Origin of the sequence: Bradyrhizobium sp. CCBAU 51753, assembly GCF_015291565.1 — a bacterium.
Taxonomy (GTDB): Bacteria; Pseudomonadota; Alphaproteobacteria; order Rhizobiales; family Xanthobacteraceae; genus Bradyrhizobium; species Bradyrhizobium ivorense.
On record NZ_CP030037.1, the window covers coordinates 5,404,581 to 5,421,766 of the forward strand.

Here is a 17,186-nt window from a genome sequence, read left to right on the forward strand (position 1 = left end):
CCTGCTTCCCGTCGACAGGAAAGCAGGCGTCATACCTTGCGGTGGGGCCGGTGCCATGGAAGTCTTCGTCGTCTCGCTCCTGAACGGCCTCGTCTACGGCATGTTGTTGTTCATGCTGGCGAGCGGGCTCACGCTGATCCTCAGCATGATGGGCGTGCTGAATTTCGCCCATGCCAGCGCCTACATGTTGGGCGCCTATTTCGCCTATACGATCAGCGTTCACATCGGCTTCTGGCCGGCGCTGGTGATTGCACCGCTGCTGTGCGGGCTGATCGGCGCCGCCATCGAGATGTGGGGATTGCGGCGGGTTCATCGCAACGGTCACATCGCCGAACTGCTGTTCACCTTCGGCCTTGCTTTGATCATCGAGAAGGTCGTGCAGATGACCTGGGGCCTGCTGCCGGTGCCCTATCGGGTGCCGGAGCTGCTGGATTTCCCGCTGTTCCGGATCTACGGCACGCAATTTCCGGCCTATCGCGCCTTCATGCTGGCGATCTCGGCACTGATGTTCGGAGCGATCTGGCTCGGCCTGACGCGGACGCGCGTCGGCCTCGTGATCCAGGCCGCGCTGACCCATCCCGATATGGCCTCGGCGCTCGGCCATAACGTGCCGCGGATCTTCACGCTGGTGTTTGCCGCCGGCACTGCGCTGGCGGGGCTGGCCGGCGTGATCGGCGGCAACTACCAGGTCACCGAGCCGGCAATGGCGTTCACCATGGGACCCATCGTGTTCGTCGTCGTGGTGTTCGGCGGTTTGGGATCGCTGACCGGCTGCTTCATCGCCTCGATCCTGATGGGATTGATCCAGACCTTCGCCGTCGTGTTCGACGTTTCGCTGGCCGATCTGCTGGCCAAGTTCGGCTTCGTGGTGACCTCGAGCACGCCGTTTGCAGAAGTTCTCAACGTGACGCTGCCGCGGGTCGGCGCCCTGCTGCCGTTTCTGCTGCTGGTGCTGATCCTGGTGTTCCGGCCGCGCGGGCTGATGGGGACGCGTGACACATGAACATGCTGCGCCGCCATTGGCCGTGGTTGCTCGCCTTCGTCGTCCTGCTGGCGATACCGTTCCTGTTCTACGACTGGAGCAAGGGCCGTCATTCCGGGTTCGTGCTGACGCTGATGAGCGAGATCGGCGTGATGGCGATCTTCGCGCTCTCCTACAACATGCTGATGGGCCAGTCCGGCCTGCTGTCGTTCGGGCATGCCGTGCTGCTCGGCATGGGCGCCTATTGCGCGGCGCATGTCGTGCTGCTCGTCAAGGCCGGCGCGTTCTGGCTGCCGACCGAACTGGTACCGCTCGCGGGCGGACTGGGCGGGCTGTTCTTCGGCTATGTGTTCGGCTGGCTGGTGACCAAGCAGCGCGCCACCGCGTTTGCCATGATCACGATGGGACTTGGCGAACTGGTCTCGGCGGCGGCGCTGATGTTCATGGGCTTCTTCGGCGGCGAAGGCGGCATCCCGATCGACCGTGTGATGGATACCAGCGTGCTCGGCGTCAGATACAGCTCGCCCTGGCAGGTCTACTGCCTCGTGCTGGTCTGGGCCTTCATCGCCGCGGCGCTGATGCGGTTGCAGACCCAGACGCCGCTCGGCAGCATGGCCAATGCCACCCGCGACAATTTCGAGCGCGCCCAGTTCGTCGGCTACGATCCCCGCATGGTGCGGCTCTACCAGTTCACGCTGGCGGGCTTCTTCGCCGGCATCGCCGGCGGCCTGTACGTGCTGATCTACGAGATCGTCACCTTCGACACGGTGTCTGCGGCGAAGTCGGCCAACGCGCTGCTCGCGGTCTATATCGGCGGCGCCGGCGGCTTCTTCGGTCCGATCCTCGGCACCGTCGTGGTGGTGCTGCTGCAAAGCGGGGTCAGCCTGCTCAGCAACGCCTGGCTGCTCTATGTCGGCGTGCTCTTCATCGTCATGGTGATGTACGCGCCGGGAGGATTGATCGGGCTGATCTTCATGCACGCGCCGATCTGGCGCGCCGGACGCCTGCGCGAGCTGGCGCTGCCCTATGCGCGCGCGTTTCCACCGGCCCTCTTGGTCCTGCTCGGCTTCGTGCTGCTGGTCGAACTGGCCTCCTTCACCACGATCGGCGCGGCCCAGGGCAAGACGTTCACGATCGCGGGCAACACCATCGACACCATGGCGCCGATGCCCTGGGTGATCGCGCTCGCCGCACTCATGCTGGGCGGACTGTGGCTGCGGCGCGAGGCACGCAGTTTCCGCGAACGCTGGGACGCGTTGATGGAAGGCGCCAAGGCCGACAGCATCAAGCGGCAGATCGACGCCGGCATCACCATCGTCAAGACGCAGGAGGCGGTGTCGTGAGCACTGATGTCGCCGCCACGCCCGCCGTCGAACTGCGCGAGGTGCGCAAGAATTTCGGCCCGACCGAGATCATCCGCGGCGTCAACCTCGCCATTCCCCGCGGCGAGCGTCACGCCATCATCGGCCCCAACGGCGCCGGCAAGACCACGCTGTTCAACCTGATCTCCGGCCGCTTTGCGATCAGCTCGGGCTCGATCACGGTCAACGGGCAGTCGACCGCCGATCTGGCGCCGCAGGAAATCAACCGGCTCGGCCTGTCGCGCAGCTTTCAGATCACGTCGATCTTCCCCCGCATGAGCGTGTTCGAGAACATCCGCTGCGGCCTGTTGTGGTCGCACGGCTACCGCTATTCGTTCTGGCGGCTGCTCGGGCAGCAGAAGCAACTGAACGAGGCGGCCGACAGGTTGCTGGAACGGCTGAAGCTGTCGGACCGCCGCAACGTGCAGGCCGGGCTGTTGTCCTATGCCGAACAGCGCGCACTCGAGATCGGCATCACGATTGCCGGCGGTGCCGAGATCATCCTGCTCGACGAGCCGACCGCCGGCATGAGCCACAGCGAGACCGAGAGCGCGGTGGCGCTGATCCGCGCCGTATCCGAAGGCAAGACGCTGATCATGGTCGAGCACGACATGAGCGTGGTGTTCGGCCTCGCCGACCGCATCACGGTGCTGGTCTATGGCGAGGTGATCGCCTCGGACGCACCGGCCGCGATCCGCGGCAACGCGGCGGTCCAGGAAGCCTATCTCGGCACGGTGGCGGCATGATGCTCGAGGTCCGCGATCTGCACGCTTTCTATGGCAAGAGTCATATCCTGCAAGGCGTCGATCTCTCGGTCGCCGAAGGCGAAATCGTCAGCCTGCTCGGCCGCAACGGCGTCGGCCGCTCGACGGTTTGCAAGACCATCATCGGGCTGGTGCCGCCGGTCGGCCGGATCGACTTCAAGGGCCGCTCGATTGCAGGCCTCCGGCCCGATCAGATCGCCCATGTCGGCATCGGCTACGTGCCGGAAGACCGCCAGGTGTTTCCGGGCCTCACCGTGAAGCAAAACCTCGAGCTCGGCCTGAAGCGCGCGGGCGTGACCGGAAGCTGGACTTTCGAGGACGTATTTTCGCTGTTTCCCAATCTGGCCGAGCGGCAGGACAATCCGGCCGGCGTGCTGTCGGGCGGCGAGCAGCAGATGCTGACGATGTGCCGGACCTTGATGGGTGACCCGGATCTCATCATCATCGACGAGCCGACCGAGGGTCTCGCCCCAAAACTGGTCGAACAGGTCGGCACGCTGCTCGACGAAATCGCGCGCCGCGGCACCGCGATCCTGCTGGTGGAACAGAAGCTCACCATTGCGCTGCGGATTTCCCGACGTCTCTACGTCATGGGCCACGGCCGCATCGTGTTCGAGGGCACCCCGGCGGCACTCGCCGACAACGGCCGTATCCGCAAGGAGTGGCTCGAAGTCTAGCCTTGCTTTGGTGCCGCATGCGAGAGCTCGCGGCGCGGTACTGTCTCCACCACCGCCGTCATTGCCCGGCTCGCCGCCTCCGCTAAAGCTACGGCGTGCCCAAGATCGCAAGCCTCGTCGAAGCCTTGGCGTAGACGGGACCGGGCGATCCAGTACGCTGCGGCCTCTCGGTTCAATCACTGCCGTCTCTGGAATACTGGATCACCCGCATGCGCGGGTGATGACACCGGTTATTTGGCGGGCGATGCGAAACCTAACGCAGCGTCGTGGCCGTATTGCTTTTACCGCTCCCGTGGATTATCACGGCCGTAGGGGAACTGCAGTCTCCCCTTGAGACCTCGGTCCAAGAACTGTGCATCGCTCGACGTGTCGAGGAATTTGCACACATGGACCAAAGCGATCCCCCACCTCCTCTCAGCGTTTTTCTCTTGAGGTCCGCATCCGAGCGGAAGCCGCCCGGATATCGATCCGCCGCCGGAGCCTGGCCGAAGCAATCCCTCGAAGCCACGGGCGATGCCCGGAAGGCGATGGCCAGTGCGGCTCCTTGAGTAAACAGGAGTCTGCCGATGTCTCATCCACAACGGCGCGCGGCCATCATTGCAGCCGCGCTTTTCTTCACCGGAGCAAGTGCCATGTCGAACCATGCGATCAGTTTCGAGAGCCCGCAGACCGGCGCCGCGCCCGAGGGCTGGACCTCCACCCTCACGGGTTCGGGCGATCCAAAATGGACGGTCGAAAGCGACGAGACCGCGCCGTCGAAATCCAAGGTGCTCAAGCAATCCGGCCGAGCGACCTACCCGCTGCTGCTGAAGAGCGACAGCAGCATCAAGGACGGTTTTGTCGAGATCAAGTTCAAGGCCATCGCGGGATCGCAGGATCGCGCCGCCGGCATCGTCTGGCGGGCGAAGGACGCCAACAACTATTATGTCACCCGGGCCAACGCGCTCGAGGACAACGTTGTTCTCTACAAGACCGTCAACGGCGTCCGCAGCCCGCTCGACATTGTCGGCCGCAAGGGAGGCTATGGCACCGACGTCAAGGTTCCGTCCGACGTCTGGCACAGCCTGCGCGTCGATTTCAGTGGCTCGCGCTTCCGCGTGTCGTTCAACGGCAAGCAACTGTTCGAGGTCGAGGATTCCACCTTTGCCGACGCCGGCAAAATCGGGCTGTGGACCAAGGCCGACAGTGTGACGCTGTTCGACCAAATCACCTACGGGGACGCGCAGCAGTGATCGACAGAAGGCACATGCTGACAACCCGAATACTGCGCAAGGTCGTTCGAACATGGCCGCAGCTTGCCGCCGCCGTCCTCGCGATCCTGATGACGTCTGTCCCGGCAACGGCGAACGAGGGAAAGACGATCGTCTTTGTCTGCCTGCACGGCGTGGTGAACAGCCAGATGGCCGCAGCCTATTTCAACAGGGCCGCGCAGGAGCGCGGGCTGCCATATACGGCCGTCTCGCGCGGCATCGATCTGTTCCGGTCGGTCCCGGTCCGGATCCAGGATGGCCTTGCGCTCGATGGTCTCGCGCCAGCCAACACGCCGCAACAACTGACCGTGGACGACGCGGCCGCGGCGAGCCTGGTGGTGGCGTTCGACCAAGTCCCGGCGGAGCGCCGAGGCCCGGCCGGCGTCGCCTACTGGTCCGGCATCCCCTTGGGCATCGACGATTACGAAGCGACCCGCGACCAGATCGTCCGGCGGATCGACGCACTCATTCCAACACTGGCCGACGAGACCGCCGGACAGCAAGCTCGCGCGCCGACCCGATGATCCCTGCTCTCGCACGGCAAAGGTAGCCTAACGCCAGACTCTCGTTTCGACCGGAGCACGCCGCTCGACCAACTTTGGGGATCTGCAGCCTCCCCATCAGATGGATGTCCATCCAAGCGCTCGTCATCTCGTTCGGAGGGAGTGCGACCTATGGATGGAGTTGTCTTTACCTTCTTTGCTCTTGCCGCCCTGCTCGGCGGCTTCGTCAGCGGCTTTTCCGGCTTTGCCATGGGGCTCGTCGTGTCGGGCGTGTGGCTCCACATCATTACGCCGATGCAAACCGCGACGCTGATTGCGGGTTATGGTCTGCTCACCCAAGGCTACGGCATCTTCAAGCTGCGACATGCGCTCGACTTGCGGAAAGCCTGGCCGCTCGCGCTCGGCACCATCATCGGCATTCCGATCGGCGTCAGTGTTCTCGCATATCTCGATCCGACCTACTTGCGGTTCGGCGTGGGCGTCCTGCTCGTGCTGTATACGATCTACGGGCTCACCAAGCCTGTCTTCGCGCCAATGAAGATCGGAACCGGTGCCGACATCGCGATCGGCATATCCAACGGCATGCTCGGCGGGCTGACGGGGCTCGGCGGCGTGATCTCGACCATCTCGTGCCAATGGCGCGGCTGGCCCAAGGACGTGCAACGCGCCGTGTTTCAGCCGGTGCTGTTTGTCGCGTTCGTCGTGATTTCGATCTCGCAAGCGGTTGCCGGCAGCATCACCAGGGATACGCTGATGCTGTACGCATGGGGTGTCCCCTTCATGGTCGCCGGTCTGTGGTCTGGTTTCAGGCTGTTCGGGAAGATCGACGACGAGACGTTCCGCAAGACCGTGCTTGTGCTGCTCCTGTTTGCCGGCCTGTCGCTTATCGTGACGGCGTTGACATCTGCCGGCCGCTAATCCGTGCGGTCATTGCCTGTCCTACGGGATGTTCGTATTTTCCGAATTTGTTCTTGACAGGCACCCCAAGTCACGGATTTAATGCGCGCCGTCTCACCCGATCGAGGGGCGCTGCGCATCGTCTGGAGTGTTGCGGTGAGATGCGGTGGACGCCGCGCATGTCAGTGACGACAGCATGCGAGGCGGACGGTGAAGTCGTGCAGGCCTGACGCCCTAGTGGCAGGTGTCTTCTCGCAGGATGGGAATGCGTCTTGCGAGGACGGTGACAAAAAAGCCCAGTCTCGCCGGGGAGAGCACGTATAAGCCGTAACCCATCGCGCAGGGAAAGCCGGGTTGTTTCCGGTTACACCTGTGGTCCTACCCCGGTGCTTTTTTGTTGCACCGGGCCCATGGGTGCAATCGGCACCCGGCTTTCCCTGCGCCCTCTGTTCTCAGAGCGGCGAAACGAAACGCAAAGCTCGGACAATCCATGTCGCGAGATGGCAAAACTGCGCCCCCTCCCACAACCGTCATCGCCCGGCTCGACCGGGCGATCCAGTACGCCGCGGCCCATCGGTTCAATCACCACTGTCTCTGGAATACTGGATCACCCGCCTGCGCGGGTGATGACACCGAGCTAGCTGTTTGACACTTGAATCAAACCAACACCCGTGCGTCACGCCGCCGTCGGCTCGCTCGCCAGCGCGGCGAACACCGTCTCCGGCGAATGGGCGATCACGGCGAGCAGCGCCCGGGCGGGTCCGCGCGGTGCGCGCTTGCCCTGCTCCCAGTTGCGGATGGTTTCCACGGGTACGCCGAGCTTGGCGGCGAATTCGAGCTGGGTGAGCCGGGCGCGGCGGCGCAGGTCGCGCACGGCGGGCTGCGTGGCCGCCGACGTGGGTGCGGGTTCGGCCGCGGCAAGCGGAAATTCCCTGCCGTCGCGCAGTTCGACGATCCGTCCGTCCGCCTTGAGCCGCAAGCGCCGCATGATGGCCCCCTGGAAGATGGAGGCATTATGCATGACGCCCGTTAAGGCCCGATTAACGATAAAGCTGCTCTCGTCTGACGCGTTTTCTTCCCGCGAACCGGGCGTCACTTCGCTCGAAAACGCTGCGCTACTTCAGCCCGAACCACAGCGTCGCGATGCCGAGGAAGGAGAAGAACCCGACCACGTCGGTGACCGTGGTGACGAAGGTGCCGGAGGCCACCGCAGGATCGGCCCGCACCCGCTCCAGCACCATCGGAATCAGGATGCCGCCGAGCGCGCCGGCGACCAGGTTGCAGATGATCGCAAGGCCGATGACGAGGCCAAGGCCCGGGATCTTGAACCAGGCCACCGCGGCAATCCCGGTGATGACGGCAAACGCGATGCCGTTGACCAGCCCGACCATGGTCTCGCGCAGCACCACGCGCAGCGCATTGAATGAGCCGAGCTCGCGGGTGGCGAGCGCGCGCACCGCGACCGTCATGGTCTGGGTCGCGGCATTGCCGCCCTGGCTCGCCACGATCGGCGCCAGCACCGCGAGCGCCACCATCTTCTCGAGCTGGCCCTCGAACAGACCGAGCACCGAGGAAGCCAGGAACGCGGTGGCGAGGTTGACCAAGAGCCAATTGAAGCGGCCGCGGGCGATGGTCCAGACCGTGTCGGAGAGCTCTTCGGGATGGGTGACGCCGCCGAGCGCCTTGAGGTCCTCGTCGGCCTCCTCCTCGATCACGTCGACGACGTCGTCGATGGTGATGACGCCGACCAGGCGATCGGTGGTGTCGACCACGGGGGCTGCGACCAGATTGTACTTGCCGAACATCCGCGCCACCTGCTCCTGGTCCTCCAGCGCGGAGACGCGGCGGCGGTCCTCGTCGACCAGGTCGGTGATCGGAACCGGGCGGCGCGCGCGCAGCAGCACGTCGAGCGGAACCGCGCCCAGCCAGTGCTTGTCGGCGTCGACCACGTAGATTTCGTAGAATCGATCCGGCAGATCGGGCGTGTCGCGCATGTAGTCGATCGCCTGACCGACGGTCCAATCCGGGGCGACCGCGATGAACTTGGTCTGCATCCGCCGGCCGGCGGAGTTTTCCGGATACAGCAGGCTGCGCTCGATGTCCTCGCGCTCGGCCGCCGGCAGCTTCTCCAGGATCTCTTCCTGGTCCTCCTCGTTGAGACTCTGGAGCAGCTCGACGGCGTCGTCGGATTCGAGCTCGCGGACGCCCTCGGCGACCGTCTCCGGCTCGAGTTCCTCGAGGATCTCCTCGCGGACCGCCTCGTCGACCTCGTTGAGCGCCGAGAAGTCGAAATCCGCACCTGTTATCTCGACCAGGGTGACGCGGTCCTCGGGCTCCAGCGCCGCGATCAGGTCGCCGAGGTCGGCCTTGTGCAGTTCCGCCACCACCTCGCACAGCAGCGGCCGGTCGGCGGCGTGGATCGCGCTGGTGATCGCCGCGACGAATTCGTGGCGGAGCTGGCCCTCCTCGTCCCGCATCGGGGTGCGGTCGAGCAGGGTCTCGGCAGATCGGGCAACGTCGATTTCCTCGGCCATGCCGCGTCTCGAAGGTTTGACAGGAGGGGAAAAACTGGTCTGATTAGTGCGGACCGGATTACCGAACCGGCGGGGCCCTGCGCAATGAGAAAGATGTCGAGCGGACCACGGTCGATCTTGAGCGCCATCGCGACGCTGGTCGCCCTGGCGCCGGCTGCGCTGATCGCCCCGGCGCAGGCCGCCGAGTGCCAACGCAAGGACGCGCTCGGCACCGCGCGGGTGCTCGAGGTCGATCCTGCGACCTATCCGCGGGTCGGGCTGAAGAGCTTTCCGCAGACCCTGCCGCTGCGCGATCGCGAGGTGGTGCTGACCTTCGACGACGGGCCGACGCCTGTCGTCACCGACAAGGTGCTGACGGCGCTGGCGGCCGAATGCGTCCGCGCCACCTTCTTCATGGTCGGCCGCAACGCGGCTGATCATCCCGATATGGTCCGCAAGGTCGTGCGCCTCGGCCACACCATCGGCTATCACACCTGGGATCATCCGCATCTCAACAAGCTCTCGGCGGAACAGGCCGAAGCCAACATCAATCGGGGGATCGAGGCGGTCGGGATGGCCCTGCGCGGGACCGCGAGCACGATCCCGGCCACGCCGTTCTTCCGGTTCCCCTATTTCGAGTCGACGCCCGAGCTGCTGAATCACCTCGAAAAGCGCGGTATTGCGGTGTTCGGGGCCGATTTCTGGGCCAGCGACTGGGTCAGGATGACGCCCGACGAGGAGCTCAAGCTGCTCACCGGACGGCTCGAGGCCGCCCGCAAGGGAATTATCCTGCTGCATGACCCGCAAATGCGGACCGCCGAGATGCTGCCGGCCTTTTTAAGGTATCTGCAGGAGCACAATTACCATGTCGTCCACATCGTCCCGGCGGCGATGAAAACCGTGTCGGACCGGACACGTTGAACCCGGAATAGGGGCTGGATTACAGACCGTTAAGGCGGCATTCATGGCGCCACGCTTAAGGGATTCGTCAGTGCGTTTGGAATGCGGCCGAGATCGATGATTGCGAACGTCCTGACGACTATCCGGAAGCGGTCGCTGACCGTGATCGGCGCGGCGCTGCTCAGCTGCTGCTTCATGACGCCGCAGGGCGCCCGCGCCGCGGATTGCCAGGACCCCAACGCGCTCGGCACCTCGCGGACCCTGGTGGTCGATCCCAGGGAGCATCCGCGGATCGGCACCATGCAGTATCGCGAGACGCTGCCGCTGGCCGATCACGAGGTGGTGCTGACCTTCGACGACGGACCGCTGCCGAAATACTCCAACCAGGTGCTGGCGATCCTTGCCAGCCAATGCGTCAAGGCGACCTTCTTCATCATCGGCAGCCAGGCCAACGCCAACCCCGAAGGCGTGCGCAAGCTGATCGCGGCCGGGCACACCGTCGGCACCCACAGCCAACACCATCCGCTGACCATGGACCGGATGCCGCTCGAGCGGGCCCGGCAGGAAATCGACGACGGCATCGCCTCGACCCTGGCCGCGCTGAACGGCGACAAGAGCAAGCTTGCGCCGTTCTTCCGAATCCCCGGATTGATGCGTGCCGAGATCGTCGAGAATTACCTGGCCTCACAGGGCATACAGACCTGGAGCGCCGACTTCCCGGCCGACGACTGGCGCCACGTCTCGCCGCAGCGGGTCTATGACCTCGCGATTCAGCGCATCGAGGCCAAGCGCAAGGGCATCTTGCTGCTGCACGACATTCAGCCGCGCACCGTCGCGGCGCTGCCGCGGATCCTGGCCACGCTGAAGGAGCGCGGCTATCGCATCGTCCACGTCGTGCCGGCGACGGCCGATCGTCCGGCGACGCCGACCGAGCCGCAGCAATGGTACCTGCATCCGCCGTCGGAGACGGTGGCGATCTCGCGCTGGCCGAGGGTACCGAATTTCGTCTTCACCGAGACGCGGACGCTGCCGGCGCCGGTGCTCGCCGACCTGGATTGGCGCGACGCCGAGATGCTCGACCACGCGCAGCGGACCCGCCTCGCCCCGGTTCGGCGGACGCTGTGGCCGCAGCCGCGGCCCGCCCAGCTGGCGCCGGTGGCGACATTGCCGATTCCGGCCGCTGACGTGTTTCGCGTTCCCGAAGCGCTCGGCCTGACGCTGCTCGCAGCGCGCTCGCCTGCCGGCCGCAAGCTCGCCCAGCGCGCGCCCGATGCGGCAGCCAGCTCGGCGCCGCGCGCGCAGGCGATCTCCGCGCGCCAGGCGAGGCATCCGAAGCAGGCCGCGCATCACGCGCCCGCCGCGGCCCACGGCAAGGGCCATGCGGACGCTCAACCTGCCGCGCAGCCGAAGCCGAACGGCCGTCCACTCCATATCGCCAAGCGCGCGCCGCGTGCAGAAGCATCCGCGATCGCCAAACGCGTGGCCGACTAGACTCTAATTGGTGACGATCTTGGCGATGCAGAGCAGGATCACCAGCGCCAGGAAGAGCAGGTCGATATAGGATTTGATCTCGCCGGCATGCCTGAGCCCGGTGACATCGGCGACGATCTGCTTGCGCGATGCCGCCGAATTGGGCCCCTCGCCCGCGGCCGACGCCAGCCGGCGCGTCTCGCCCTCCAGCCGCTCGATGCGCTGGAAGAAATAGAAGGAGCGCACCGCGGAGAATGCATGCATCGCCGCATAAACCAGCAGCAGGATCGCGACGGTGGCGCGCTGCGAATATTGCCCCAGCACGTTCAGCGTGAAGTAGACCAGCCCCAGGAACACGAAATTGGAGACGATACGGTAGGCATAGCTCAGCAGCGTCATCGGGCGCTCCGGGTGGACAGGCATTCGGCGCGGCGATCGGGAAAACAGGTGCTTGCGGCCGGCAGCGCCGAACCGGCAAGCCCCTGCATCCGACAAACTACGCGACCGGTGTTGCGAGACGGCATTGCCCTCCCCAAAACGCGCGGGTAGCGGCGTTCTGTTCGGGCCTGGTCGGACGGACCAAATGGTAGCGGGATTGGTGGCGTGTTCGAGGGCGAGAGAAGAGATCAGCAACTTCAACAGCTTGCCGAGGCAGACAAGCGCCGATGCACCGCTCGGCTATATGCGTTTTCCAACGCCGGCGCCAGCGCCAAGCCGGCCATCGAAGCCGGATCATTGCGAACAAGCGTCAGGAGCGTTGCGATGTTCCTAAAGCCTCGGATCGGAATTGAGCCATGTTCTTTAGACGATACTGCTGCCTCCGATGCTATCGCGGCATGCGGCTCCCGCCGCGTTCCGCCGGCCAAGTTGCGTACCCGTTCGTGCAGCCGTGATCTACGGACGCTACCATGACGTGATGACTCCTCTCCGATTGCGCGCCACGCCGACGTCGGCGATGGCAGGATCCCTTTTCTAAATCCAGATTGCACCTATGTTTGATTTCATCAAATCGGTGATCGGCATCGGCAAATCGGCGGCACGGCGCGCCACGGACGCCGACAGGGCCACAGCGGCAGATATCGCGACTGATCTCAGACGGCTGGAGACGATCAGCCCGGACCTTGCACAGCGCACCATCGCCTATGTCCTCAACGGCGAGCACAGTTCCGTGCTGCTGCAACTCGAGCAACAGGCGAACGCCGTCCAGACGGCACTCAGCTCCTACGCACACACCGGCAACGCGGCAACGCAGGCTGCGGTACAGAAGGCGGCCCTCGCCCGCAGCAATGTTCTCAAGCGCCAGCACGGACCAGAAGCGACCTGGATGCGTCGCTATTTCGAGGTCATCACCGCGCCTCAGAAAGGATCGCGCTATGGCCTCTACGGCCACGAGGGACCGAGCCCGACGTGGCTCCGGGCCTATCTCTCGTATGGATCGGAGCAGAAGCCGCGCGCCGATCTCAACGCCGTCCTGAACTGGCGCGACCCGGACGACAACGCAACCCTGTTTGCGCTCGACCTGCTCGTGCTCGAGAAGGCTAGCCTATACTACTTCCACAATTACGACGTCGCATCGAAGTTCGATTTCAAGAATAGCCTGCCGGCCGAAAAGCAGGCCGTCATGGCAGCCTTCGCAAAGTATGACCGTCCGTCCCAGGCCACCGTCATTCATGTCCTGAAGCAGTTCGACCTGGTCAGGGATGAGTATTTTCACTTCATCTACCAGCAGTACCTGCTGTCCACGAGCAAGGCCGTTCGCGAGGCGGCGCAGAACGCCCTGCTCGCCTCTCCGCCGGAAACGCTCGCCGCCAGCGCCACGCAGACCCTCGCCGACGGCAATCCGACGGAGCGCGCACAGGCCGCGCAGTTGCTGCCGCTGGTGTTGGGCGAAGCGGCGCGGCCGGTGCTCGAAAACCATCTCGCCAAGGAAACATCCAAGACGGTCCGCAAGGTCATCGAACTGGGGATGGGATCGGCCGTCGTTCGCGACGAAGCGACAGCGGCGCCGCGCACGCTCAGCGCCGACGGCGCGGACGGCTATCTCGCTGCTGACGGCACCGAAGTGCTTTGCCCGCCGCTCGCGGCGATGCCGCGACCAGCGCCGCTGCCGGATAGCGTCAAGGCCGGATATCTCGGCCTGCTCGACAAGGCCTACGTGCAATGGATGAAGAGCTACGAGAACCAGAAGGCGCGCCACGACAACGCCACGGCCGAGCAACGCAAGAACTGGACTGCACCGGTGCAGCCGAAAGCAGTCGATCCCGCCATCGTCGACAAATATTGCGCGCTGCTGGCCACGGACAGTCCGATCGATGAGGCCGAGGTTGCCAAGATCGGCTATTATTCAGTCTTCGCGCCCTACGGCGTCGAGGCGGCGGCCGAACCGCCCTTCAACAGTCCCGACCTCACGCTGTGGCATCTCTGCCGCGCACGCGCCATCCTTGCCGCTTCAAGCAGGAACCACATCTGGTTGATCTCAAACCTGATGAACGGCCATGGCGCCATCCACGGCGCGATCCATGCGCGACTGACCAATGGCAACGACCTGCGAACCCTCGCCGCGCTGATCCAGCCGGGGCTGGAAGCGAAGACACTGGCGGTGCAGGCGCTGAATGCCGGCATTTCCGAAGACCTGCCCGCGGAGGCGGTCTGGCCGTATCTCGCGGCGCAATTCGATGTGCTCGACCAGGCGCTCGGGCAGGCGGCGGCGACCGATTTCCGCGAACCGCCGACCTTGAACGCGCTCGGGCTGCTGCGGCTGTTTCCAAAACTGCCGGCGCGCTATTTCAACACGGTGCTGAGCCACGCGCTGTCGACCAAGAAGTCCCTCAACGCGCCGGCGCGTGCCTTATTGCTCGACATCGACGGCATCGAGCAGCGCCTGGTGCCGTTCCTGTCCGACAGCAAGCAGGACGTGCGCTCGGGCGTTGCGCAGATGCTCGGCGCGATCGGCGCCAAGAGCAGCATCGACCCGCTCAAGACCGCGCTCGGCAAGGAGAAGTCCGAGCTGGTGCGCGCGGCCATCCTCGGCGCGTTGCGCCGGCTCGATGTCGACATCTCCAATTACGTCTCGCCGGAGATTTTGATCAAGGAAGCCGCAGCCGGCCTCAAGGGCAAGAAGGCCAAGGATATCGCCTGGTTTCCGCTCGACAGCCTGCCCGCGTTGAGCTGGGCCAGCGGCGGCACCGTTCCGTCGGACGTGCCGCGCTGGTGGATCGCACTGGCCGGCAAGCTGGCGCAGCCCGGCGGCAACACGCTGTTCTCGCTTTGGCTCGAGGAGCTCGCGCCCGAAAGCGCCGAAGCCCTCGGCCGCCATATCCTCGGCAGCTTCCTGCGTTACGACGCCGCGCATTGCTCGGAAGACGAAGCCAACGCCCACGCCAAGGCGCATGCCCAGGCGCGCTATGACCAGTATCAGGGCTATGCCAAGCGCTGGAACAACGAGTTCTACCGCTCCTACACCTATGAGAAGGCGTTCGCCGACCTGCGTGCCGAGAAGCTCGGCATCTATCTCAACAACGCCCACGCTGACCGCGGCATCCTCGGGCTCGCGACACGTGCGGAAGGCACCTTCGCGGTCCAGATGGTCCGCACCTACATGCGCGATCACTACACGCGGGTCGCGCAGGTCAAGGCGGTCACGGAATATCTGAGCGGCAATCCGTCGGCCGCCGCGCTGCAGATGCTGCTGTCGATCGCGCGCCGCCATCGCACCAACTCGGTCCAGCTGCTGGCACAGGCCCTGGTCGAACGGATCGCCGACGAACGCGGCTGGAGCACCGACGAACTGGCCGACCGCACCATCCCGACGGCAGGCCTCGACGAGCGCGGCATTCTCGATCTCGAAATCGGCACCCGCCTCTATCAGGCCAAGCTCGACGCCGAAGACGTGCTGACGCTCTACAACCCCGACGGCAAGGTGGTGAAGGCCCTGCCGCAGGTCAGCGAGGGCCCCGACAAGGAAAGCGCTGCGGAAGCCAAGAAGGCGCTGTCGAACGCCAAGAAGGAATTGAAGCAGGTTCACGAATTCCAGGCCAAGCGGCTCTACGAGGCGCTCTGCGTCGGCCGGCGCTGGCAGCTCGCCGAATGGAAGCGCTTCCTGCTCGAGCACCCGATCGTCGGGCGGCTGGTGCAGCGCCTGATCTGGCTTGGCCTGGATGCGCAAGGCGACGTGATCGGGTCGTTCCGGCCGCTCGAAGATTTGTCGCTGACCGACAGCGGCGACAACGCCGTCGACCCCGAAGCCTTCGTTGCCATCCAGCTGGCGCACCGTTCGCTGCTCACGGCCGAACAGAGCGAGGCCTGGAAACAGCATCTCGACGACTACAAGGTCGAGCCGCTGTTCAACCAGCTCGACCGCCCGGTGCTGGCGAGCGCGAGCGGCATCTCGATCGACGATCGCGCCGGCCACATCATCGAGGCCTTCAAGCTGCGCAGCGCCGCGCAAAAACTCGGCTATGAGCGCGCGCAGGCCGAGGACGGCGGCTGGTTCACGCAATACATCAAGCCGTTCGGCGGCATCGGCATCAATGCCGTGATCGAATTCACGGGATCGCCGCTGCCGGAGGAAAATCGCGCTGTGGCGCTGGTTGCGGCCAAGTTCGTCCGCCCGCGCAAGGGCGGTCGATCGAGCTATGGCGCGCAGCTCGCGCTCAACGACGTGCCGCCGGTGCTCTTGAGCGAAGTCTGGAACGACCTGCATCAGATTGCGAGCGCCGGCAGCGGATTTGCCGAGGACTGGCGCAACAAGGTGGCCTGGTAATGGAACAGCGAAACGCGTTGCAGCTGCGCCCGAGCGCCGAAGCGAGATTCTCCGACGAGCTCGCGGCGCTCAAGGCGTCCGATCAGGGCCGGCGCCCGCCGGGATGGGCACTCTCCGCCCGCGCGGTGCGCAGCTTCATTCTCGGCGACAGCAAGCTTGCCATCCGCCGCAAATTCTACGGCGACGATGCGCTGGTCGAACGCGCGCTGGTCGCGCTGATGAGCGAGCAAGGTTTGATGCTGGTCGGCGAGCCCGGCACGGCCAAGTCGATGCTGTCGGAATTGCTGGCGGCCGCGATCAGCGGCTCCTCGATGCTGACTGTGCAGGGATCGACCGGCGTCACCGAGGACCATGTCCGCTACGGCTGGAACTATGCGCTGCTGATCGCCGAGGGCCCGACGCCGCGCGCGCTGGTCCCCTCCCCGGTGATGGAAGCGATGCGGCTCGGCCGCGTCGTCCGCGTCGAGGAGCTGACGCGATGCCCGCCCGAGATTCAGGACGTGCTGATCTCGGTGCTGTCGGAAAAAGTGATGACAGTGCCCGAACTCGGCGAGAGCGCCAGCGTCTACGCCGCGCCGGGTTTTTCGGTGATCGGCACCGCCAACCTGCGCGACCGCGGCGTGCACGAGATGTCGAGCGCGCTGAAGCGCCGCTTCAATTTCGAGACCGTGGTGCCGCTGACCGATCCGGCGCTCGAGATCGAGTTGATCCGCCAGGAGGTCGGCAAGCGGCTCGGCCAGGCCGAAATCTCCGTGAACTTCCCCGACGAGGTCACCGACCTTCTGGTCACGACCTTCCAGGATCTGCGCCGCGGCCAGACCAAGGATCATGTGCCGCTGTCAAAGCCGTCGGCGGTGATGTCGACCGCGGAGGCCGTCAACATCGCCCATGCGGCCGCGCTGGAGGCGGCATTTCTCGGCAACGGCGATGTCGGCGGCGCCCATATCGGCCGGCAGCTGCAGGGCGTGATCGTCAAGGACAATGCGGAGGATGTGAAGAAGGTCCGCGCCTATGTCGACCATATCGTCAAGGAGCGCGCCCGCCGCAGCAAGGTGTGGGCGGATTTCCTCGGCGCAGTGAAAGCGATGAAGGACGAGAGCTGAGGCT

General features: G+C 65.1%; 14 protein-coding genes. 11 read left to right on the forward strand and 3 right to left on the reverse strand.

The window, feature by feature from the left end; all coding sequences use genetic code 11:
- The first annotated feature begins 55 nt into the window (after positions 1 to 55).
- The 7 genes from XH93_RS24590 (at position 56) to XH93_RS24620 (ending at position 6,455) form a co-directional block, all read left to right on the forward strand.
- The gene (locus tag XH93_RS24590; protein ID WP_194469468.1) at positions 56 to 1,003 is read left to right on the forward strand and encodes a branched-chain amino acid ABC transporter permease; all 948 of its coding nucleotides are present in this window, start codon (positions 56 to 58) and stop codon (positions 1,001 to 1,003) included.
- The gene (locus XH93_RS24595) at positions 1,000 to 2,325 is read left to right on the forward strand and encodes a branched-chain amino acid ABC transporter permease (RefSeq protein WP_194469469.1); all 1,326 of its coding nucleotides are present in this window, start codon (positions 1,000 to 1,002) and stop codon (positions 2,323 to 2,325) included. The genes XH93_RS24590 and XH93_RS24595 overlap by 4 nt, the downstream gene beginning before the upstream one ends.
- Entirely contained in the window at positions 2,322 to 3,089 is a 768-nt protein-coding gene (locus XH93_RS24600; protein ID WP_194469470.1) for an ABC transporter ATP-binding protein, read from the forward strand. Before XH93_RS24595 ends, XH93_RS24600 begins: the two co-directional genes overlap by 4 nt.
- Entirely contained in the window at positions 3,089 to 3,784 is a 696-nt protein-coding gene (locus tag XH93_RS24605; RefSeq protein WP_139484251.1) for an ABC transporter ATP-binding protein, read from the forward strand. The genes XH93_RS24600 and XH93_RS24605 overlap by 1 nt, the downstream gene beginning before the upstream one ends.
- Positions 3,785 to 4,416: 632 nt before the next feature.
- Entirely contained in the window at positions 4,417 to 5,016 is a 600-nt protein-coding gene (locus XH93_RS24610) for a family 16 glycoside hydrolase (protein ID WP_194469471.1), read from the forward strand.
- A gap of 14 nt (positions 5,017 to 5,030) precedes the next feature.
- Positions 5,031 to 5,558 (forward strand): low molecular weight phosphatase family protein, encoded by a 528-nt coding sequence (locus XH93_RS24615; protein ID WP_194469472.1) that lies wholly within the window; start codon positions 5,031 to 5,033, stop codon positions 5,556 to 5,558.
- Between the two features lie 150 nt (positions 5,559 to 5,708).
- Entirely contained in the window at positions 5,709 to 6,455 is a 747-nt protein-coding gene (locus XH93_RS24620; protein ID WP_194469473.1) for a sulfite exporter TauE/SafE family protein, read from the forward strand.
- A 655-nt stretch (positions 6,456 to 7,110) separates the two neighbouring features.
- Here XH93_RS24620 and XH93_RS24625 read toward each other — a convergent pair.
- Together XH93_RS24625 and mgtE are read right to left on the reverse strand one after the other, a co-directional pair.
- Complete coding sequence (locus tag XH93_RS24625) at positions 7,111 to 7,422, reverse strand: DNA-binding transcriptional regulator (protein ID WP_172626870.1); 312 nt, start codon at positions 7,420 to 7,422, stop codon at positions 7,111 to 7,113.
- 127 nt (positions 7,423 to 7,549) lie between these two features.
- Complete coding sequence (gene mgtE, locus XH93_RS24630; RefSeq protein ID WP_139482334.1) at positions 7,550 to 8,968, reverse strand: magnesium transporter; 1,419 nt, start codon at positions 8,966 to 8,968, stop codon at positions 7,550 to 7,552.
- An 84-nt stretch (positions 8,969 to 9,052) separates the two neighbouring features.
- On the opposite strand from mgtE, the gene XH93_RS24635 reads away from it, so the two are divergent.
- Together XH93_RS24635 and XH93_RS24640 are read left to right on the forward strand one after the other, a co-directional pair.
- Positions 9,053 to 9,868 (forward strand): polysaccharide deacetylase family protein, encoded by an 816-nt coding sequence (locus XH93_RS24635; RefSeq protein WP_194469474.1) that lies wholly within the window; start codon positions 9,053 to 9,055, stop codon positions 9,866 to 9,868.
- A gap of 96 nt (positions 9,869 to 9,964) precedes the next feature.
- A complete protein-coding gene (locus tag XH93_RS24640) occupies positions 9,965 to 11,338 on the forward strand; it encodes a polysaccharide deacetylase family protein (RefSeq protein WP_194469475.1) in 1,374 nt (457 codons plus the stop codon).
- Between the two features lie 3 nt (positions 11,339 to 11,341).
- Here the strand turns inward: XH93_RS24640 and XH93_RS24645 are convergent, their stop codons facing one another.
- Entirely contained in the window at positions 11,342 to 11,716 is a 375-nt protein-coding gene (locus XH93_RS24645; RefSeq protein ID WP_194469476.1) for a hypothetical protein, read from the reverse strand.
- Between the two features lie 592 nt (positions 11,717 to 12,308).
- On the opposite strand from XH93_RS24645, the gene XH93_RS24650 reads away from it, so the two are divergent.
- Complete coding sequence (locus tag XH93_RS24650; protein ID WP_194469477.1) at positions 12,309 to 16,079, forward strand: DUF4132 domain-containing protein; 3,771 nt, start codon at positions 12,309 to 12,311, stop codon at positions 16,077 to 16,079.
- A complete protein-coding gene (locus XH93_RS24655; protein WP_194469478.1) occupies positions 16,079 to 17,182 on the forward strand; it encodes an AAA family ATPase in 1,104 nt (367 codons plus the stop codon). The genes XH93_RS24650 and XH93_RS24655 overlap by 1 nt, the downstream gene beginning before the upstream one ends.
- Positions 17,183 to 17,186 lie beyond the last annotated feature (4 nt).